At 44.5% G+C, this 19,141-nt stretch carries 24 protein-coding genes; 9 read left to right on the plus strand and 15 right to left on the minus strand.

Annotated elements, in window-relative coordinates; genetic code table 11:
• The first annotated feature begins 138 nt into the window (after positions 1-138).
• Together NFS43_RS24450 and NFS43_RS18555 are read left to right on the plus strand one after the other, a co-directional pair.
• On the plus strand, positions 139-267 hold the full coding sequence (locus NFS43_RS24450) for a hypothetical protein (protein ID WP_277613972.1): 129 nt from the start codon (positions 139-141) through the stop codon (positions 265-267).
• Positions 267-533: a DUF2798 domain-containing protein gene (locus tag NFS43_RS18555; RefSeq protein ID WP_251554268.1), complete on the plus strand. Its 267-nt coding sequence runs from the start codon at positions 267-269 to the stop codon at positions 531-533. Before NFS43_RS24450 ends, NFS43_RS18555 begins: the two co-directional genes overlap by 1 nt.
• 299 nt (positions 534-832) lie before the next feature.
• On the opposite strand, the gene NFS43_RS18560 is transcribed toward NFS43_RS18555, so the two are convergent.
• Positions 833-1,201: a VOC family protein gene (locus NFS43_RS18560; RefSeq protein ID WP_251554269.1), complete on the minus strand. Its 369-nt coding sequence runs from the start codon at positions 1,199-1,201 to the stop codon at positions 833-835.
• 178 nt (positions 1,202-1,379) lie between these two features.
• On the opposite strand from NFS43_RS18560, the gene NFS43_RS18565 reads away from it, so the two are divergent.
• Positions 1,380-1,682: a hypothetical protein gene (locus NFS43_RS18565; RefSeq protein WP_251554270.1), complete on the plus strand. Its 303-nt coding sequence runs from the start codon at positions 1,380-1,382 to the stop codon at positions 1,680-1,682.
• A 34-nt stretch (positions 1,683-1,716) separates the two neighbouring features.
• Here the strand turns inward: NFS43_RS18565 and NFS43_RS18570 are convergent, their stop codons facing one another.
• Entirely contained in the window at positions 1,717-2,007 is a 291-nt protein-coding gene (locus NFS43_RS18570) for an ABC transporter permease (protein ID WP_251554271.1), read from the minus strand.
• 100 nt (positions 2,008-2,107) lie between these two features.
• Here NFS43_RS18570 and NFS43_RS18575 point away from each other — a divergent pair, with 100 nt between their 5' ends.
• Together NFS43_RS18575 and NFS43_RS18580 are read left to right on the plus strand one after the other, a co-directional pair.
• The gene (locus NFS43_RS18575; protein WP_251554272.1) at positions 2,108-2,434 is read left to right on the plus strand and encodes a PadR family transcriptional regulator; all 327 of its coding nucleotides are present in this window, start codon (positions 2,108-2,110) and stop codon (positions 2,432-2,434) included.
• Positions 2,431-3,084 carry a permease prefix domain 1-containing protein gene (locus tag NFS43_RS18580; protein ID WP_251554273.1) on the plus strand — a complete coding sequence of 218 codons (654 nt, stop codon included), beginning with the start codon at positions 2,431-2,433 and terminating at the stop codon, positions 3,082-3,084. The genes NFS43_RS18575 and NFS43_RS18580 overlap by 4 nt, the downstream gene beginning before the upstream one ends.
• 13 nt (positions 3,085-3,097) lie before the next feature.
• Here NFS43_RS18580 and NFS43_RS18585 read toward each other — a convergent pair whose 3' ends face one another.
• The 10 genes from NFS43_RS18585 to NFS43_RS18630 form a co-directional block, all read right to left on the minus strand.
• The gene (locus NFS43_RS18585; RefSeq protein ID WP_251554274.1) at positions 3,098-3,376 is read right to left on the minus strand and encodes a hypothetical protein; all 279 of its coding nucleotides are present in this window, start codon (positions 3,374-3,376) and stop codon (positions 3,098-3,100) included.
• Between the two features lie 406 nt (positions 3,377-3,782).
• The gene (locus tag NFS43_RS18590; protein ID WP_251554275.1) at positions 3,783-4,727 is read right to left on the minus strand and encodes an ABC transporter permease; all 945 of its coding nucleotides are present in this window, start codon (positions 4,725-4,727) and stop codon (positions 3,783-3,785) included.
• The gene (locus NFS43_RS18595; RefSeq protein ID WP_251554276.1) at positions 4,720-5,652 is read right to left on the minus strand and encodes an ABC transporter ATP-binding protein; all 933 of its coding nucleotides are present in this window, start codon (positions 5,650-5,652) and stop codon (positions 4,720-4,722) included. The genes NFS43_RS18590 and NFS43_RS18595 overlap by 8 nt, the downstream gene beginning before the upstream one ends.
• Positions 5,653-5,715: 63 nt before the next feature.
• Positions 5,716-6,081 carry a hypothetical protein gene (locus NFS43_RS18600; RefSeq protein ID WP_251554277.1) on the minus strand — a complete coding sequence of 122 codons (366 nt, stop codon included), beginning with the start codon at positions 6,079-6,081 and terminating at the stop codon, positions 5,716-5,718.
• Between the two features lie 5 nt (positions 6,082-6,086).
• Positions 6,087-6,323 carry a helix-turn-helix domain-containing protein gene (locus tag NFS43_RS18605; RefSeq protein WP_251554278.1) on the minus strand — a complete coding sequence of 79 codons (237 nt, stop codon included), beginning with the start codon at positions 6,321-6,323 and terminating at the stop codon, positions 6,087-6,089.
• 10 nt (positions 6,324-6,333) lie between these two features.
• Positions 6,334-6,807, minus strand: a complete 474-nt coding sequence (locus NFS43_RS18610; RefSeq protein WP_251554279.1) for a DUF2975 domain-containing protein — start codon at positions 6,805-6,807, stop codon at positions 6,334-6,336.
• 316 nt (positions 6,808-7,123) lie between these two features.
• Complete coding sequence (locus NFS43_RS18615; RefSeq protein WP_251554280.1) at positions 7,124-7,810, minus strand: ABC transporter permease; 687 nt, start codon at positions 7,808-7,810, stop codon at positions 7,124-7,126.
• A 12-nt stretch (positions 7,811-7,822) separates the two neighbouring features.
• Positions 7,823-8,746 (minus strand): osmoprotectant ABC transporter substrate-binding protein, encoded by a 924-nt coding sequence (locus NFS43_RS18620; protein WP_251554281.1) that lies wholly within the window; start codon positions 8,744-8,746, stop codon positions 7,823-7,825.
• Between the two features lie 15 nt (positions 8,747-8,761).
• Complete coding sequence (locus tag NFS43_RS18625; protein ID WP_420910346.1) at positions 8,762-9,373, minus strand: ABC transporter permease; 612 nt, start codon at positions 9,371-9,373, stop codon at positions 8,762-8,764.
• A 54-nt stretch (positions 9,374-9,427) separates the two neighbouring features.
• Complete coding sequence (locus NFS43_RS18630; RefSeq protein WP_251554283.1) at positions 9,428-10,567, minus strand: betaine/proline/choline family ABC transporter ATP-binding protein; 1,140 nt, start codon at positions 10,565-10,567, stop codon at positions 9,428-9,430.
• 260 nt (positions 10,568-10,827) lie between these two features.
• On the opposite strand from NFS43_RS18630, the gene NFS43_RS18635 reads away from it, so the two are divergent.
• Positions 10,828-11,364 carry a GbsR/MarR family transcriptional regulator gene (locus tag NFS43_RS18635; protein WP_251554284.1) on the plus strand — a complete coding sequence of 179 codons (537 nt, stop codon included), beginning with the start codon at positions 10,828-10,830 and terminating at the stop codon, positions 11,362-11,364.
• Between the two features lie 169 nt (positions 11,365-11,533).
• The gene (locus tag NFS43_RS18640; protein WP_251554285.1) at positions 11,534-12,406 is read left to right on the plus strand and encodes a YitT family protein; all 873 of its coding nucleotides are present in this window, start codon (positions 11,534-11,536) and stop codon (positions 12,404-12,406) included.
• 101 nt (positions 12,407-12,507) lie between these two features.
• Here the strand turns inward: NFS43_RS18640 and NFS43_RS18645 are convergent, their stop codons facing one another.
• The 3 genes from NFS43_RS18645 to NFS43_RS18655 are packed head-to-tail and all read right to left on the minus strand — an operon-like array spanning position 12,508 to position 15,314.
• Positions 12,508-13,458, minus strand: a complete 951-nt coding sequence (locus tag NFS43_RS18645; RefSeq protein ID WP_251554286.1) for an ABC transporter substrate-binding protein — start codon at positions 13,456-13,458, stop codon at positions 12,508-12,510.
• Positions 13,455-14,240, minus strand: coding sequence for an ABC transporter ATP-binding protein (locus NFS43_RS18650; RefSeq protein WP_251554287.1), 786 nt, complete (start codon positions 14,238-14,240; stop codon positions 13,455-13,457). Before NFS43_RS18650 ends, NFS43_RS18645 begins: the two co-directional genes overlap by 4 nt.
• Before the next feature lie 12 nt (positions 14,241-14,252).
• A complete protein-coding gene (locus NFS43_RS18655; protein WP_251554288.1) occupies positions 14,253-15,314 on the minus strand; it encodes a FecCD family ABC transporter permease in 1,062 nt (353 codons plus the stop codon).
• 83 nt (positions 15,315-15,397) lie between these two features.
• Here NFS43_RS18655 and nikR point away from each other — a divergent pair, with 83 nt between their 5' ends.
• Together nikR and NFS43_RS18665 are read left to right on the plus strand one after the other, a co-directional pair.
• The gene (nikR, locus tag NFS43_RS18660; protein WP_251554289.1) at positions 15,398-15,811 is read left to right on the plus strand and encodes a nickel-responsive transcriptional regulator NikR; all 414 of its coding nucleotides are present in this window, start codon (positions 15,398-15,400) and stop codon (positions 15,809-15,811) included.
• 258 nt (positions 15,812-16,069) lie between these two features.
• Positions 16,070-17,893 (plus strand): PAS domain S-box protein, encoded by a 1,824-nt coding sequence (locus tag NFS43_RS18665; protein WP_251554290.1) that lies wholly within the window; start codon positions 16,070-16,072, stop codon positions 17,891-17,893.
• Positions 17,894-19,141 lie beyond the last annotated feature (1,248 nt).

Genomic DNA, 19,141 nt, shown 5'->3' on the forward strand with positions numbered 1-19,141 from the left:
ACGAAAAAACGGCATAGCCGAATATCAACGACTATGCCGAATTTTTCAGGAATTATAAATCCCTATCTGACCGCTCCTAAAGACGGTCTATTACTATTTAACACAATCTAGCGAAAAACGAGCCTGTGAGCATAGAAAATGCATCAAAAAGTAATCCAGCGTTATGAAGAGTTATTCAATAAATTTACGGAAGAGGAATTGTGTGTCATTATCCGGTTTATGTCTGAGTGGACGAATCAAATAAAGAAACCAGATATAATGGAATGATGGCTGAAAGAATGATTGCATTGAAAATAAATAAAGAATATGAGCATATAATCTTTACGAGTTTAATGGGTTTGGGGATTTCCTTTTTCATTTCTTTTGTTTTAGTTTCCATCAATATCGGCTTTACTGACATGTTTATGGCAACGTGGTTAAGAATGTGGAGCGAGGCATTTATCTGTGCCGTTCCGTGTGCTTATTTTTTTCCAAAGGGTATTAGAAAGATCATGAAAGGAATCACTTTTGTAGACAAGAAAAAATCTTTTTGAGGACTTTTTCAAAAAGGTCTGCTCTAACTGAACGTTGATTTTCTGTGCATGAAAAATAAGCGGAATTTTTCCGTTTATATTGAGAAATATGGGTATTTCCCTAAAAATAAGAGAGTTTTTTCCGCTTATTGTATCAAAATCAATGAATTTTGGATTATTTAGAGACGTTAAGCGGAATTTCTCCGCTTATATCAGCTTCATAAGTCCCCTTTATCTACAATAGACGGAAATTCTCCCCCTATTCCATTCTCATACCTACACGGAAATCAACAAGGAACCCTAAGGCGAACTACTTTCCCTTATCTTTCTACCAATTCCAGCTTCTCGCCATTCGGTCCTTGGAAAAAGGCGATTTTCACAGTATCATTTAGAATGCTCCGAGGTGCTTCATCTACCAATTTGACGCCTGCTTCTTTCAAGCGTGCGAGTTCCGTTTCAATGTTTTCAACCGTAAAGGCCAAGTGGTTCACGATTCCTTCTTTTTCAACCGGACCGCCTTTGACGAGTTCCACCTCGACACTTGGCTGCTCTGGAAAAAATAAAAAGGCTAGCTCGACCGTGTCATTTAACCATTGTCTATTTCTTAATTCCAAACCGAGGACGTTTTGATAGAACGTCAAAGACTCGTCCATGTCATTGACCATAATTCCCACATGTTCCATTTTCATCCTGAATTCCTCCTAACGGAAAATTTTACTATTCTATCATAGTCTTTTTTTGATTTTTCCAAAAGCACGGCGAACTGTAATCTATCTAAAGGATAGGATGGTTAAAGAAGGAATAATCGAAAAGAAAGACGAAATAAAGAGACAAAGAAAATTTTTTTCGAAAGGAGCAGGAGGCTTCATGGCTTCAAAAAGAAGTATTTGGTCAACCATTCTCAGTCTGGCAGGGGTACTATTATTTATTTCCAGTTATTATATCGCTGACGACCCTGCTGAACCAGCTTCTTACGAAAAAATAGTTATTAAATGGTTCTTCTTTTCATCCTTTGGCTTTATGATCGCCAGCATTTATATGGGGATCTTGGGAATGAAAAAGAAGGAAAAAGGTTTGCTTAAATATACGGCCTTCTTGGTTGTCATCATCCTGATTATTGGAATGGCCATACAGCCTATTCTTATGGCGTTGTTCGGCTTTGGCGGATAAAACAGCCGCCAAATAGGAAAACTTCGTCCCAGCCTTATCCTCGAATCCAGCTCACTAATTTTATAACCATCCCGGCGATGATGTAAATAATCCCATTCCCCACAATGATCATCCCGATAAAGGCAGCTGCAATCGCCCCTCCCTCACCGGTGCTCCCCAGTTTCACGAAGACAGCTCCTAAGGAAAAGGCTAAAAGGGGCCCAAGAATCCCGATGATGATCCCTGACCAGAAAAAATGCAGTTTCTTCTTTATATGTAACTGTATGGCTCCACCATTAATCAACGTCAGCAAGAGCAGAATGATCAGCCAAATGACTCCATCCATTGCAGCATCCCCCTATGAATTGTATTTATTTTCCTAATAACATTGTATAACTATGTACATTGTTATACAATGTTATTAGCAAGATTTGGAGGAGATTTTTATGGATAGGGAATTGCTGAAAGGGAGCATTGAGATCTTATTGCTGTCTTTGTTAGTTGAGAGTGATAGTTATGGATATGAAATGACCAAAAGGCTACGGGTATTAAGTGAAGATGCCTACCACATGAATGAGGGCACCCTCTATCCGGCTTTAAAACGCTTAGAGAGTAAAGGGTGCGTGACATCTTATTGGAGCCAGCAGCCCGATGGAACACGAAGGAAATACTATTCTATTACGGACACGGGCCATCAGGTGCTTTCGGAAAAACTGCAGAACTGGAAGCAAATCAATCGGTTAATTGATCGAACGTTAGGGGGATTAACATGAATGAATTGGAGCGATACTTGCGGCAGGTCCTGGCTGACTTGCCTCGGGAGGAACGGGAGGACATGCATGAGGAGTTATATGCCCATCTAATGGAACATAGGAACGACTTGATGGGTCAAGGATATTCGGAAGCGGAGGCAGTCGATCTGGTGATCCAATCCTTCGGGAATGAGACAAGCATCAATCACGAATTGAAGCGGGCCATGTTCCCTTGGTTGAAGATTGTCCGGTTTGTCTGGAGCGTCTTCTTTGTCACCGCATTTTTATGTCTGGTCTCGTATGGGACGATGGAATTTTATCATCCGGAATTTCCGAATACGCTGCCAATGGAAAGTATTGTAGGGGGATTCTTCATTGTCGTGTTTCTGGCTGTGGCGGCCGAAGCCATTTACGAAGCGGTCAACCAGCAATGGAACGTGAAGTGGCTTCGAAACCCATGGCTGTTCTTTTTGGCGCCCTCCCTGCTGTTTGGGGCTATTGAGTCTCGATCATGGTTCAACCACCCGGACCAATATCCAGATGGCCTATGGCTTGATTTGTTCGCCATCCCCATTGGGGCATTTGCCTATCTCCTGGCAAGACAGTTTTTTACCGTGCTGTTTTTGAACAAAACAGGAGCTAAGAATAAGCGGAGGCGGTTGATTCGCTGAGAATGGAATGGATCTATTGCCCTGATCTAATGGCGATCACGAATTGGATAACTTGATAGATCAAAAGCGAGATGATGATAAGGGCGGAGACGGCTGCAAACATTCTTCTGGGATTCTGATACCATTTTGGTAATTGCTCTATTCGTTTAGGGGACGGAATCCCTTGGACCATATCACTGTGCTTGATTGCGTCATTAAATGGAGCCCTTTCATCTAAAGAATTGGTTTCGGGTATATTGACTGTTTGATGAAGGTTTTCGTCCTCGTATGGATGATAAGAAGATTTGTTCATTTTAAACCTCCTTGGTTTGAATATCTATATTATACCACTTGATCCATTTATTAGATATTTTTTTGAGGTGCTTGTTTAGCAGGTAATGGATGCCGACTGTGCGAGTGGACAGTTAGGGAGGGGTATCCGACAGTTAGCGAGCGTTATCCGACAGTAGCACCGGCTTCCGACAGTTAGCGAGCGTTATCCGACAGTAGCACCGGCTTCCGACAGTTGGAATCCGTTTTCCGACTGTTACGGGTGCATATACGACAGTTACTCAAACTTATCCGACAGTCAGCGAGAGCTATCCGACAGTAGAACAGCCTTCATTAAAGAAATCACACAAATTGAAAAACAAAAATAAAAAGAGGCCTAAATAACCAAGGAAGAACCCCCCTATGATTATTTAGGCCGCCTTGATCAATTATGCTGCCACATCCCTGCGGGTAAAAAGGAGCCAGGAAATCAGATTGAACACAAGGAAATAGAAAACCAGCACCGTAATAGAAAACGACAAAGTCATTCCCTCCTGGAAAGGATGCCCATCCAGATACTGGGTGAGATCCGTGTTGGCGAACAACAAATACTTGCTCCAAACAAACCGCTGCAGTGCCTCCAAAACAATATTGCCCGCAAACAAAGCGCCAATCGAAAATCCGATCGCCATCGCGCTGCTTCGAAACGCCGACGAAATCATAAAAGCCATAGTTACATACATAATCGTGGAAATACCGTTTAGCATATACGTTTTCCACAAATTGATAACCATATTCCTTTCAACAATTTGCCCGTCCGCAGTCATACTGACCAGCGGCAAATCCATATATCCAAAACCATATAAGATTCCATTCACTACAATAGATATAACAAACAGCGTAATCAACAACAGCAAACCAAACAGCAGAAACGAGATATACTTGGAGACAAGAATCTTGACCCGGCTGGCCGGCCTGATAAGCAGCAGCTTAATCGTCCCTGACGAAAATTCCCCCGCTACACTGTCACTCACAATGATAATAACGAAAATAGTAATCACAATCATCAAACTAGCCGAACCGTTCACGCCATCCCACATCGTGCCGTCCGTTGAGCGGATATCGTGATCCAAGTGATAGTGGTTGAGAGCCATCTGCTCCTGATAGAAGGCCCGGTCCTCTTCCCCCAGCTTGGGCTGCTTCAGAATCTCCCTGTATTGCCGGTTCTCCTGCTTCAGTTCTGACCGCCAGCCTTCACCTTTTGCCTGTTTTCCATCGGAATGCCATTCAATAAAGTTGACAAACAGCACAAAAGCCGCCATAAGCCCGACGAGGATCCATGTTCGCACCCGCCGGTAAATCTTCATATTTTCATTGAGTACTAGATTAACCAATTGGTCCACCCCCCGTTATTTCTAAGAAACGATCCTCCAGAGACTGGCTGACCATCTGGACACCATAGATGCGAATCTGGTTCTTCATTAGCCCCTCTAGAATATCCGGGATGCATTCCCGCTCGGTGGTGACCTCCACATTCCCGCCTTGAGCGAGCTTGACCTCCTTGATCCCCTCCATGTCCCTCATCGCCGCCACTGCCTGTTCAGGCGGCTGAGCTTGGATGAGATACGTTTGAGCCTGCTCATTCCCCTGGGTGAAATCCTGAACCGGCATCACATCGGCCAGCTTGCCCCGCTGGAGGATGGCGACCCGGTCGCACATGAGCTCCATCTCCGACAACAAATGGCTGGAGACAATCACCGTGATTCCTTCCGTACGGGTCAAATGCCGCAAATAATCGCGGAGCTCGCGAATCCCCGCCGGATCAAGTCCGTTCGTCGGTTCATCAAGAATCAGCAGGGACGGCCGGTGCAGCAGTGCCTGGGCGATTCCCAGCCGCTGGCGCATCCCGAGCGAATACTTTTTGACTTTGTCATGGATACGCTCCTCCAGCTTGACCAGCGACACCACTTCATCAATCCGTTCCTTCGTAACCCCCGGCACCATCCGGGCGTAATGAACCAGGTTGTGGTAGCCGCTCAGATACTTGTACATTTCCGGACTTTCCACGATGGTGCCAACGTGGCGGATGGCCTGCTCGAATTCAGTTTTGATATTTTTCCCCTTAATCAGGATCTGGCCCTTGGTGATGGACATCAGCCCGACAATCATGCGGATGGTGGTGGTTTTACCGGCACCATTTGGACCAAGAAAGCCGAAAATTTCGCCTTGCGGTACGTCAAATGTCAGATCGTCGATAATCGTGTTCCGGCCAATCCGTTTGGTCACATGACTCAAGCTGATGATCGGTTCGTTTTTCATACATGTTCTCCTTTAAAAATCGATTTGAATGCTGCTTTGTCTTCGTCCTTTTTGAAAGAACTGCTATTTTTGAGCTTCCCTAAAAGAAAGCACTTCAATGTCTGTACAGTAAAACCGTAACGTATCGTCCTCGCAGTCTATCACTTCATAATTCTTATTTTCCCAGCCTCGATCCCTGATATCATAAATCTCGAGGGACAACTGATGATAGATGCCCCCGCTTTCAAAATCGATACTGTTAGGGTTGTAGAAACGAAAGCAGGAGATATATCGTTTGTCTTGATCCTTAATAACAAAATCGATGTCGAGTAAGCACTGATCTTCAAAGGGCTTATTTTGAAAGTTCAAACAGAATCGATCAATATGCTCTACCTTTTGCAATGAAAAGTCCTTTATTTTATCCTTAATACGATTCATATTTTTGATCAATTGAATCACTCCTTAGAGGAATTTTTCCCTTCGTTCTCATCACTTCGGTATTCTAAAAGGTCCCCAGGCTGGCAATCCAGCGCCTTACAAATCGCATCCAACGTGGATAAGCGGATCGCTTTTGCCTTCCCGTTTTTCAAGATCGAAAGATTCGCCATCGTGATGCCGACCCGTTCCGACAGCTCTGTTACACTCATCTTCCGTTTTGCCAGCATCACATCAATATTGATAATCATCGCCATTGTATTCACCTCAGACCGTTAAATCATTTTCGGATTTGATATCGATTGCTTCTTGTAAAAGTCTTTGAAGAACCGCCGCGAATACGGCGATGACAATCGAGGCAAAAATCGGGACCATTCCGATGAGAACGAGCCCCGGCGCATCATCCAGCTCCGCTAGGAGATAAACAAATGGCAGAACGATCACATACAAACCACTAATGATAATCGCGCAGATTTTGATTTTCTTCAGGGCTTTCACAGACCATTTAGAAAAAGCCTGGCCCTTGTCAATATAATTTAACAGTTGAAAGGCCTGAAACAAGGCAGCGAAATACGGGATCATGGATACATACATGCCGATTAAAATCGGATATAGGATATGGTCATAATCTGGATTGAATGGATGATGAACTAACCAAATCAGCGCATATATGCCCAAAGCAAGAACCGGAATTCCCATAAGAAAGACAGCCATTTTTAAAAAGAGTGATCCCCGTTTCATAAAAAAACACCTCACAAAATTTTTTACAAATTGATTATAGGATAATATTTATCGAATTTCAATAAATTTTTAATTGTTTTTAATATATTATTATCGATTATTTCAATTTCATCTTCTAAAATTGAAATAGCAAACCTAAATGTGCAAAAAAGAGCTTGGAGTCCCAAGCTCTTTCTAAATCATAAAGTTGAATGTATTACACTAAAACCCGAAAGTATTTTTGAAAATCGGATGAATTTTTAAAAATACGTCCAGTATCCTGTCAGAAACACGAAAAAAGCCCACCCTCGATCATGATCGAGATGGGCTTATGAACTTAAGCAGCCTGTTCCCTCAGATTCTTCTTTAGACTGCCTTTTCTTTTTTTTATCGGTGACAACTTCCGCTCCAGCCAGCCCATCACCACATCGGCAATCACAGCCATCAAGGCGGTGGGAATGGCACCTGCCAGAATAATCGGTGTTCCGTCCGTCACATTGGTCCCGCGCAAAATAATGTCACCCAATCCACCTGCACCAATAAATGTCCCGATCGTGGCAATCCCAATAGTAATGACTAATGCCATCCGGAGCCCTGCCATGATCACCGACATCGCCATCGGCAGCTCGACCATCCAAAGAACCTGAAACTTGTTCATCCCCATCGCCTTTCCCGATTCCAGTAACGCATGATCCACATTGCGGATTCCGGTATAGGTGTTTTTAATAATCGGCAATAAGGAATAGAGGAATAAGGAAAAGACCACTGTATTGGTTCCAAGTCCCATAACCAGCATGAGCACGGCCAGCATCGCCAATGCCGGAATCGTTTGGACAATATTCGCCAGCGATATCACCCAGACACTAAGCTTGTTATGTCTCGCAATAAAAATACCTAACGGGATGGCGACAATCGCAGCAAACAACACGCCATAGGCCGACATCAGGAAATGCCGATAAAATTGCTCCCAGACATAAGCTCCATTTTGTGAATAGTAATAAACAATATCATGGATGGTCTCCATGAGGGTCACCTCCTATTTCTTAGTTTCAAAATAATCGTTTTCCTCTAAAAACTCTTCCGCGATAATCGCCGGTTCTTTCATTTTCCCGTCTGCCTCATAATTCAATTCCTGCATTTTCTCCGTACTAATCGTCCCGGAAAGCTTTTGCAGAATGCCCTCTAATTCCGGATGAGCCTCTAACACATCATTGCGGGCCACGGCTGACGTGTCATAAGGAGGAAAGAAATGTTTGTCATCCTCCAATACCTGTAAATCATTGGCTTTAATGCGCCCGTCCGTGGTATAAGCAAGAACCACATCCATTTTCCCATTCGCTGCCGCTTCGTAGACTAACCCGATCTGCATCGGAAAGGTTTTGCCAAATTCAAATCCGTACTCTTCGACAAACCCCTGATAACCGTCCCCTTTCCGCTTCAACCAAGAGTTATCGACACCTAATTTCAGATTAGATACAAGTGGTTCTAAATCGGAAACCATTTTCAGGTTTTCTTTTCCCGCCAGCTCCCGCGTCACCGTGAACGCGTAGGAATTGGCAAAGCCATAAGAATCAAACCAGGTTTGGTCAAAGCGCTTTAGAAATTCCCGCTGGACTATTTTAAGCGCTTCTTCTGGGTCCTTGACTGAATCCATCGCTAAGGCACCAGCCAGGTCTGTTCCGGTATAACGGGTGGCCGAAATATCGATATCCCCATTCATCATCGCCTGATGCTGAACAATCGAAGAACCTAAATTATTCACCATTTCCACTTTCGCATCGGAGTAATGTTCAATCATCAGCCGAACGATATTCCCCATAATTTGCGATTCGGATGTCGACATGGTTCCTACCTTAATCGTGTTATCGGCTGCTCCGCTCAAACCGGGCAGCGAGCAGCCGCTCATCAACACAGCCAGTGCCAGCAACAAGGTGATCAGTAAACGTTTTCTTTTTAACATATGAATCCCCCCATTCTAAGCTGCTTCTCTCATCTTTTTCATTCCTTTAGGGGTTACCCAGCCTTCCACTTTGCCTAAAAGGAGATCCGTCAATAAAGCTAACAATGTAACAGGAACGGCACCGGCAATAATAAATTCAGGCTGGTACAGGTTAAGGCCGCTAAAGATGTAATCCCCAAGGCCGCCGCCGCCAATAAACGAAGCTAAGGTGGCCCAGCCAATTAAATAGACCGTGGATAAGCGAATCCCAGCCATGATGACAGGAATCGCCAGCGGTACTTCCACGTAGCGGATCCGTTCCCATCCAGTCATACCCATCCCGCGCCCTGCTTCGAGCAGGCTCTTTTGTACGCCGCTCACTCCCGTATAGGTGTTTCTCAGGATAGGTAGGACCGAATAGAAAAATAACGCAATAATAGCGGGTGTTTTCCCGACACCTAAAAGAGGAATAAAGAAGGCAAGAATCGCAAAACTTGGAAAGGTTTGAACCACCCCTAATACTCCCATCACAAATCCTGCCGCTTTCGGAAACCGTGTTAACGCCACTCCAAGCGGGACCGCGATGAGGATGCCGAGCAGTGCAGCAATCACCGAAATATATAAATGCTCCCATGTCTTGAACAGCATTTCACTGCCATTGGTACTGAAAAATTGTAAGATGGACTCCAAATCAGCTCCCTCCTATCCTATTTTTGTGATTTCAGCCTCGCCCCAAATCGAATCATAGACAATATCTACTAAACTAGCTCTGGTGACTATCCCGACAAGGCGGCGTTTGTCATCCACAACCGGAACGTACTTCATCCCAATTTTTAAGATTTTCCGGACCGTATCACGAACAAGCGTCTGTTTCTCAACCGTAAAAATCTCGGTCTCGACGACATCTTTGACCAGGTTGGCTTTTTTCCGCATTTGATCAATCATCTGGACATCAATAAACCCTTGCAGCACCTTCTTTTCATCCACCACAAGCAAGGAATCGACCCGGTGCTGTTTCATTAATTGGATCGCTTCTGATAATGTTCGGCCTCCCGTAATCGTGACCGGACTTGGATTCATAATCTGTTCGACCGTTTGGATATTCGGCCTTGCCTGCACCAGCCGGTCCTTTCCGATAAACTCTTCCACGAATTCATTGGCCGGATTTCGTAAAATTTCATCCGGTGTGTCACACTGGACAACCTGACCGTCGCGCATTATCACAATCCGGTCAGCCAATTTCAGCGCCTCATCCATATCATGGGTAACAAACACAATCGTTTTGCCCAGCTTCCGCTGCAGCTTTTTAAATTCCTCCTGCAAGGAGTCTCTAGTAATCGGGTCTAATGCGCCAAACGGTTCATCCATTAGGATCAGCGGCTGATCGGCCGCCAATGCCCGCAGTACGCCGATCCGCTGCTGCTGGCCTCCGCTCAGTTCATGCGGATACCTGTCCAAATAATCGGGTGTCATATCAACAAGTGTTAGTAATTCTCGCGCTCTGGCACGGCGCTTTTCTTCGGGAACTTTTAATAGTTTTAAAACGAGGGAGATATTTTCCTGAATGGTCATATGAGGAAATAAACCGATCTGCTGAATCACATACCCGATTTCCCTTCTCAGCTGGACCGGGTCGCTCTCCATGATGTTTTTGCCATTGATAAAAATGGTTCCATCCGTGGGCTCAATTAAGCGGTTAATCATCTTCATTGTGGTCGTTTTCCCACAGCCGCTTGGACCGATAAAACAGATGAATTCGCCTTCTTCAATTTCTAAGGTCAAATTATCGACCGCCCGTTTTCCCCCTTTGTACACTTTTGAAACATGATCAAGTCTGAGCAAGTGAACCACCTCCATTATTTTTATAAAAAATCTAAATTCTCTAATTTTAGTTTAAAGTATTTTCCGTAAAATAAAAAGTTTATAAATTGTATATATTTTATAGAATTTACGTAAAATTAAAAGTTTAGAATGATGTATGACTACTTTTTCTTAAAAAAACGCCCAATTCCTCCCACTTCCTATACCATCCGCTTTTTCGAAATTTTGCCAAGTTATGATATAGTGTCAACGAACATGGGTAACTGGAAGGGTGAATTCTTTTGGAAGAACGACCATTAGAGAAGATAAAGCAGATTGAAGATCAGTTTGTCGAGAAAATCGCCGACAACATGCATACATACGGTGTCACACCTACGGTCGGACGCGTGCTCGGCATCATCTATATGAACCGAAGGCCAATGACACTGGATGAACTATCAGAGGAAACCGGAATGAGCAAAACCCGGATGAGCCAAGTGGTCCGCGAAATGGTCGATTTAAATATAGCGGAAAAAGTTTTTGAAAAAGGAGTCCGCAAAGATTTATACAATGTAGAACAGGATTATTATCAGACCTTCGTCTCGTTGTTTACCTCCAACTGGCAAAAAGCAATTCAGAAAAACAAAATGTTTGAAAAAAAAATGTCTGCTGAACTGCAAGCCATTCGGGAAAATGAACCAATCAATGAAGAAATGGAGCAAAAGCTGAATGCTCTTCTGAAAGAAACGAAGGAATGGATGGATTATTATCAATGGTTAGCCCGTCTCGTTGAATTCTTTGACAGCGGAGAAGTCTTTAAACATGTTCCAAAGCCATAAACTATTGAGCCATGAATCAAGAAAATGGGGCGTTATCCCATTTTCTTTTTTTATTTATTTTCAAAGAGAAGGAATGTCTGCAAAAAATGCTTGGGCAGGACCCGGACGATGATGATGATAATTTTGTGGTAAACTTAAACTAACAAAAATATCGGAAGAGAGGATTTATATGAGTACAAACAAAAAACAGCCGCCGAATAGACCAAGAATGATCATGCGAGGACTATTGGTCATTATCGGTGCATTTATCGCCGCTTATGGGCTGGAAACCGTATTAATCCCCAATAACGTATCAGATGGAGGTGTGACAGGCCTAAGCATCGTAGGTTCACAACTATTTGACCTTCCTTTAGGTATTCTAATTGCTGTCATCAATATCCCCTTTATCTGGCTAGGGTATAAACAAATCGGGAAAAGTTTTGCGATTTATTCCATTATCGGCATTGCTTCACTGGCGATTGGGACAAGCCTCATGCATCACACCCCGGCGATTATTGAAGGAGATACATTGTTGGTGACCGTAGTCGGCGGGATTATTCTCGGCTTTGGGATGGGTTTAGCCTTGCGTAACGGCGGTGCATTGGATGGCATTGATATGCTGGCCGTGCTGCTGGCTCGAAGATTGCCGTTCGGAACAAGTGACTTCATTCTTTTCTTAAATGTTTTTGTCTTTATTGTCGTTTCAAGCGTATTCGGCCTGCAGGGGGCGATTCTTTCGGCAATCGCCTACTTTATTGCTTCCAAAGTCATTCATATTGTCGAAGAAGGTTTAAGCGGTTCGAAAGCCTTTCAAATTATCACAACGGAGCCTGTATTAATGGTCGAAACCATCCGTGACCGATTGGGGCGAAGCGCAACGTATAAAGAAGCATATGGTGGTTTTTCTCACGAAAGATTTAAAGAAATCACCTGTATCATTAACCGCTTGGAAGAAACCAAACTAAAAGAAATCATCCATGAAATTGACCCAAAAGCCTTTGTTACCGTCTTTGATGTTGCAGAAGTGAAGGGCGGAAATTTCAAAAAGAATGATATTCACTAAATAAAAAAGTTCAGCCAGCGCTTCCTGGCTGGACTTTTTTAACACTTTTAAGTACCCGCTGTCTTTTCACGCTAATTTTGCACGTCTTTATTTGTAGGAGCCTACTTCATCACTTCCGGATAAAACCCTTTTGCTAACGTTTCAACTGTATATGCCATTCGATCCCCCGGCAAAACACTTTCTAACGAAATGGCGACGAATTTTTCGTTTTTCACACAATCCAATTGCGACAGTGCCGGATCCTTTTTGATGTCCTTTATTTTTTGTTCTAATGAAGGAGCATCATAATCATGAATCACGATCACATCCGGCTGCCTGTCCAATACCTCTTCATAGCTTACCGTGGTCCATTGCTTATCTGTAATATCCTCAAATATATTTTTCCCGCCCGCGGATTCAATTAACAACGTTTCAAAATTGGTTCCGCCTGCTGTGAACACTCCATCTCCGCCACTATCGTACACCAATACCTTCACTGGTTTTTGACCTGAGATTTTCTCTTTCACAGCCGCAATTCTATCCTTTTGATCGGCCACAAAAGCCGCTGCCTTGTCCTCAATTCGAAAAATTTTTCCAAGATCAAGAATTTCTTGGTACATCTGCTCGTAGGTTGTGGCACGATTCACATAGGTGGTCATGCCAAAATCAGCCAATTCCTTTACATCCAGTCCGTCCCCGCCAAACTCCCAATCAATCCCATAAATAAAATCTGCACCGCTGGAAATCACGGCCTCCCGCGTCGCTGAACCGTACGTTAATTCTGGGATCTTGGCATATTCCTCTTTGTATTCTGGCAATGGGCCCCGGCTATGGTTATCGAGACTATTGCCGATGACATAATCGGTCAGCCCGAGTGCAACGAATAGCTCGGTCGCATTCGGTCCGAATGTTAGTACTTTTGACGGCTTCTTCGTGACCACTACTTTTCTGCCATAATTGTCAAACGTCATAGATGGTTGTGCTGATGCCTTCGCCCCTGTTTCACCTGAAGAGGAACGGCATCCTCCCAATATGACAGCCAGCAGCAACACACCCATAATCCATTTTTTCACGTCCATCTCTCCTTCAGGCTTTTCGGCAAATACGTGATTGAAACTTTATTCGTGACGGGATGAATGATGACATCCGCATGAATCCCGTAGACCTCCGTCATCAATGAGGGGGTCAAGATTTCCTCCGGGGTGCCTGATGCCCATAATCTCCCCTCTTTTAGTACATAAAGCCGGTCACAATAAAGGGCCGCAATGTTCAGATCATGGATGGCGGCCAATACCGTGACCCCTAATCCCTTAATTAAATCAAACATCTGCAATTGATAGTGGATGTCCAAGTGATTGGTCGGTTCATCCAATAGCAGCAGATTCGTTTGCTGTGCCAGCACTCTCGCGATAATGACACGCTGCTTTTCTCCGCCGGAGAGCTGCAAATAGCTTTTCTTTGCCATCTCCTCCATGCCCGTTTCCCGTAAGGCGTCTGCCACGATTTCCCGATCCGCTTTTGTATCCGCATCAAAAAGCTTTTTATGGGGGCTTCGACCCATTGCCACTATTTCTTCCACCTTAAAATCAAACGGAATCGTATTTTCTTGCCCAACCACCCCCATGACGGCAGCCGTTTTTTTGCTGCTCATTTTAAAAATATTTTCACCATCCAAAAGCACGGCACCACCGTCCGGCTTCAGTACCCGGTAGATATTTTTCAAAACCGTCGATTTCCCGCTTCCGTTTGGCCCGATGATCCCAACAAATTCGCCGTTTTCCACATGCAAACAAATATCTTGAATGACACTGGACTCAGCATAGGAGAAATCAAGATTTTCCACCTTTAACTTCATGCACACACCCCTTTACATCCGCGTATTTTTCTTAAGCAGCCAAATAAAGAAGGGACCGCCAAAGAGAGCCGTCAAGATCCCAAGCGGCAATTCCTCCGGCGCGATCAACAGCCGGGCCGCCACATCGGTCCAAACGACGAGGATCCCCCCAAGAAAAGCACTGATCGGCAGAACTCGCTTATGGTCGGATCCGATCAACAGCCGCGTGATATGCGGGACCATCAATCCGATGAAGCCAATCGAACCGCTGACAGCGATCGTCACCCCGGCTAAAAGGGAGGACACCAGGACAAGGATCTTTTGCATTCTTCTCACGTGGAAGCCAAGCGTTTCCGCTGTTTCCTCTCCTAAAACCAAGGCATTCAGCGCCCGGTAGTGAACCATCAGAACGATCATGCAAAGGACGATGGCGGCTAAGGGCAGCGTCAAATACCCCCACTTCGCTCCAGCTAAACTGCCCGACATCCAAAATGCCGCATTATGCAAACCCAAGGCATTAGGGGCACTCAGCGTAATCATATTCGTGACCGCATCCATCACCATGGCGAGCGCGACTCCTGAGAGCAATAATTGGGTGATATTGATTCTCCCTTTGACTCTTGATATCCAATAGACGATGATGATCGTTGCTGCCGCTCCAAGGAAGGCACTCAAAGAAAGGGCATACGTTCCCAAAAAGGAGAAAACCCCAAAAATCATGCCAAGCGTGGCAGTTGCGGAGGCTCCTGAAGAAACCCCAAGGATAAAGGGGTCTGCCAAATGGTTGCGGACCAGCGCCTGCATCGCCACCCCGGTTACGGCCAAGGAGGCGCCAACAATCATTCCCAATAACACTCTTGGCAAGCGCAAGCCCCAGACAATGTTCTCTTCCAATGGAGTCCAATGATGGGCGATGTGTTCGGATAGAAATGGCAGCTTGCTTAAAATGATTTTTGCTACGGTGGCGGGTGCAACCGAGACAGGGCCAATCCCAATGGCCAAAATGATCGAGAATAGGCTGGCTGGCAATAAAACCAGGAGGATTCCCTTCATGCTTGGTTCGTTGTGTTTAATTAGTAACCGGTTAGCAGGCATGTTCATTTATCCTTTCTTATGCTATACAATAAAGAAGGAGATTGTTTTTCTATGTAATCATATGGATAGGGAGCTGCATCGCCTTGGAAAATAATAAACTTACTAGATTTGGTGTTTCTATGGATGAAAGGTTACTTGAAAATTTTGATAAAATCATAGAAGAAAAGGGATATTCGAACCGTTCTGAGGCTGTGAGAGATCTTATTCGCGATGCTATCCTCCAACATAATTGGACCAATAACTCGGAAATCGTTGCGGGTGCGATTTTGCTTTTTTATAATCACCATCAAAATAAACTGGTCAATGAAATGATGGGTATTCAGCATGAATACCATGAAAATATTCTGGCCGCTACCCATTTGCATATCGATCATCATAACTGTTTAGAAATAATCATCGTCAAAGGCTTAGCCGCTGATCTAAGAACACTAAGTGACAAACTGATCACATTAAAAGGTGTCTTTTATGGAAAATTAACGATTTCACCACTTTCTTAAATCGTGTTACTTTTTACCAAAATTGTAGCACTCCACTGTACAACTGTATAGGCAAAATGGGCATGATTCACGAAATGAACTGAAAATTTGACAAACATTTGAAAACTAAAATGTGTAATTTAGGAAAAAATTGATAATTTTTCTGTGGAGATATACAATAAAATTGGGATAAACGAGCGAGATTTAACCAAGGTGGCCTATTCCATCTTGGCTATTTTTATAGACGAGCATTAAGGGGAAAGGAACTGATAGAGAGAGATGAACAGTCCGATCGAAGAAATTAAGCATGAAAAGAAACAATTACTCACGAGATTCCTAGAAAGCCAAGGGAAAGAGAAGCTGATTGCTTCTAACCAAGATGCTATTTTGACCGTCGATTTGGATGGCTATGTTATTCAGGTAAACCCTTCTTTTGAAGAGTTAATGGGGTTCTCAAACAGGGAAGCCAAACAATTGAAATTCCAATCTATGATCGCCACGGAAGAATTAGATAAATTTTTGAACTACTTCCATAAAGCAGCATTGGGACAATTCCACAACTTCGACTGCAAATCCATCAACAAATGGGGCCAGATCATCGACTTAAATATCATGCTGCTCCCCATTAGCTCCGAAAACCAAATTGCAGGAATCCAAATCATAGCAAAAGATATTACCCAGTTAAAGCGAAAAAAGGCGGAGGTTCGTAGAATTGAAGAGTTTCACCGACTCCTGACCGACCATATTCTGGATATCATCCTGACCACGAATGTGCTGGGAGAAATCCTTTATGTTTCCCCTTCTTGTGAAGCTATACTGGGATATACACCTGATGAGCTCGCGGGATGGCATTTCTCTGAATTGGTCGATAAAAAAGATCGAGAAAAGGCCGTTTTGAATCATGGTTTCACCGAGCTTGAATCTAGCAGAGTTTCCTTCCGGCTTCGCAAAAAGGACGGGAATTTCGTCTGGGTAGAGTCCTTGAGCAAACCCATTGTGGACCCGGATACCCGGAATATTATCGAAATAGTCGGGGTCATGAGGGACATAACGGAACGAGTGAAGGCAACGGAGGAACTTTTGAACCGCAAAAAAGCGTTTCGGAATTTAGTGGAGCATTCGCCAGATGCCGTCGTTATTGCGAGCAATGAAAGAATTACCTTCATTAATGAAACAGGAATTAAGTTATTAAACGCTGAGAGCGTTGAAGAAGTGATGTCGAAAACTCTATTAGACTTTGTCCATCCGGATTATCAGCAAATAGCAAGAGAACGGATTAAAAGTGTCACGGACGGCGAACCCACTACTTTTAAGCAATTCGTCATAAACCGAATGGATGGCACTCCCCTTGAGGTGGAGATCAAGGCGGTTCCAACCTTTTTTAATCATCAGTCTGGCCAGCATATTATTATTCGGGATATGACGGAACGGAAAAAGACGCAAGAGCTGCTGCTTCATTCGGAGAAATTGACCATCGCCGGGCAGCTAGCCGCTGGAATTGCCCACGAGGTCAGGAACCCGCTTACCGCCATTAAAGGGTTTCTCCAGCTGATGGAAGCGCAATTGGAAAATAAGGCCTATATTGATATTATTCAATCTGAGATGGACCGGATTGAGCTGATCCTAGGCGAGCTGTTGGTTCTAGCCAAACCGCAGGATTTAAAATATGAAAAAGAGCAGATGAAAACGTTGATGAACGAGGTCAAAATGCTCATTGATACGCAGGCCATTATGAAGGATGTCCAGATTGAAATTGTCAATCAATGTGAGGATCTTACGATTAATTGTGACAAGAATCAGTTGAAACAAGTGTTTATCAATTTTTTGAAGAATTCTCTTGAAGCGATGCCAAATGGCGGTATGATTACGATTGAATTAAAAAGATTAGGCAATGATCGGGTCAAAATCTTCTTTAAGGATACTGGCAGCGGAATTCCGCCGCATCTCCTAAAACGGATTGGGGAGCCTTTCTTTACGACGAAGGAAGGCGGAACTGGATTAGGGGTCATGATTTCTAAGCAAATTATTGAAAATCATCATGGCAGTGTCAATTTTTGGAGTGATGAGAACGGAACCCTGATTGAGGTCATTTTGCCTTTGTGAAGGACGGGCCCCCAGATGGGCCTGAATGGTTTCCTTGAGAATGCGGCGTAGAGCGGTTTTCTTGTGTTCAAAGTGGTGAGTCTTGCAAAAAAATGGCTAGGATTGCTCCTAGTCATTTTGGTGTTAGATTGAAAGGATCGTTTCTGCTAAAATATGGCGATATTTCTGGGCGGGGTCTTCTTATTTTTGTCGTCATGTATTTGTCATGGCGACAATTTCGGACGGGACCGGCTTGGTTTTGTCGTCTTGAACTGTCATGGCGACAATTCCGGACGGCTTCTCCTTGGTTTTGTGGTCTTGAACTCTTCATGGCGACAATTCCGGGCGGCTTCCTCTTATTTTTGTCGTCTTGAACCCGTCATGGCGACAATTCCGGACGGCTTCTCCTTGGTTTTGTCGTCTTGAACCCGTCATGGCGACAATTTCGGACCGGGTCCCCTTGGTTTTGTCGTCTTGAACCCGTCATGACGACAATTTCGGACCGGGTCCCCTTGGTTTTGTCGTCTTGAACCCGTCATGGCGACAATTTCGGGACGGCTCCCCTTGGTTTTGTCGTCTTGAACCTGTCATGACGACAATTTCGGACCGGGTCCCCTTGGTTTTGTCGTCTTGAACCTGTCATGACGACAATTCCGGGCGGACTCCCCTTGGTTTTGTCGTCTTGAACCTGTCATGGCGACAATTCCGGACCGGCTCCCCTTGGTTTTGTCGTCTTGAACTCTTCATGGCGACAATTTCGGACGGCTTCCTCTTATTTTTGTCGTCTTGAACCCGTCATGGCGACAATTTCGGGACGGCTCCCCTTGGTTTTGTCGTCTTGAACCCGTCATGGCGACAATTCCGGGACGGCTCCCCTTGGTTTTGTCGTCTTGAACCCGTCATGGCGACAATTTCGGGACGGCTCCCCTTGGTTTTGTCGTCTTGAACCTGTCATGACGACAATTTCGGAGCGGGTCCCCTTGGTTTTGTCGTCTTGAACCTGTCATGAGGACAATTTCGGAGCGGGTCCCCTTGGTTTTGTCGTCTTGAACCCGTCATGGCGACAATTCCGGACGGCTTCTCCTTGGTTTTGTCGTCTTGAACCTGTCATGGCGACAATTCCGGACCGGCTCCCCTTGGTTTTGTCGTCTTGAACTCTTCATGGCGACAATTTCGGACGGCTTCCTCTTATTTTTGTCGTCTTGAACCCGTCATGGCGACAATTCCGGACGGCTTCTCCTTGGTTTTGTCGTCTTGAACCTGTCATGG

It is taken from the genome of Neobacillus muris, from assembly GCF_943193175.1.
GTDB classification, from domain to species: domain Bacteria; phylum Bacillota; class Bacilli; order Bacillales; family Cytobacillaceae; genus Neobacillus; species Neobacillus muris.

Coding starts and splice junctions, on each gene's coding strand:
- NFS43_RS24450 (WP_277613972.1), top strand. CDS start 139: ATGCATCAAAAAGTAATCCAGCGTTATGAAGAGTTATTCAATAAATTT.
- NFS43_RS18555 (WP_251554268.1), top strand. CDS start 267: ATGGCTGAAAGAATGATTGCATTGAAAATAAATAAAGAATATGAGCAT.
- NFS43_RS18560 (WP_251554269.1), bottom strand. CDS start 1,201: ATGAAAATGGAACATGTGGGAATTATGGTCAATGACATGGACGAGTCT.
- NFS43_RS18565 (WP_251554270.1), top strand. CDS start 1,380: ATGGCTTCAAAAAGAAGTATTTGGTCAACCATTCTCAGTCTGGCAGGG.
- NFS43_RS18570 (WP_251554271.1), bottom strand. CDS start 2,007: ATGGATGGAGTCATTTGGCTGATCATTCTGCTCTTGCTGACGTTGATT.
- NFS43_RS18575 (WP_251554272.1), top strand. CDS start 2,108: ATGGATAGGGAATTGCTGAAAGGGAGCATTGAGATCTTATTGCTGTCT.
- NFS43_RS18580 (WP_251554273.1), top strand. CDS start 2,431: ATGAATGAATTGGAGCGATACTTGCGGCAGGTCCTGGCTGACTTGCCT.
- NFS43_RS18585 (WP_251554274.1), bottom strand. CDS start 3,376: ATGAACAAATCTTCTTATCATCCATACGAGGACGAAAACCTTCATCAA.
- NFS43_RS18595 (WP_251554276.1), bottom strand. CDS start 5,652: ATGAAAAACGAACCGATCATCAGCTTGAGTCATGTGACCAAACGGATT.
- NFS43_RS18605 (WP_251554278.1), bottom strand. CDS start 6,323: ATGGCGATGATTATCAATATTGATGTGATGCTGGCAAAACGGAAGATG.
- NFS43_RS18610 (WP_251554279.1), bottom strand. CDS start 6,807: ATGAAACGGGGATCACTCTTTTTAAAAATGGCTGTCTTTCTTATGGGA.
- NFS43_RS18615 (WP_251554280.1), bottom strand. CDS start 7,810: ATGGAGACCATCCATGATATTGTTTATTACTATTCACAAAATGGAGCT.
- NFS43_RS18620 (WP_251554281.1), bottom strand. CDS start 8,746: ATGTTAAAAAGAAAACGTTTACTGATCACCTTGTTGCTGGCACTGGCT.
- NFS43_RS18625 (WP_420910346.1), bottom strand. CDS start 9,373: ATGCTGTTCAAGACATGGGAGCATTTATATATTTCGGTGATTGCTGCA.
- NFS43_RS18640 (WP_251554285.1), top strand. CDS start 11,534: ATGAGTACAAACAAAAAACAGCCGCCGAATAGACCAAGAATGATCATG.
- NFS43_RS18650 (WP_251554287.1), bottom strand. CDS start 14,240: ATGAAGTTAAAGGTGGAAAATCTTGATTTCTCCTATGCTGAGTCCAGT.
- NFS43_RS18655 (WP_251554288.1), bottom strand. CDS start 15,314: ATGCCTGCTAACCGGTTACTAATTAAACACAACGAACCAAGCATGAAG.
- NFS43_RS18665 (WP_251554290.1), top strand. CDS start 16,070: ATGAACAGTCCGATCGAAGAAATTAAGCATGAAAAGAAACAATTACTC.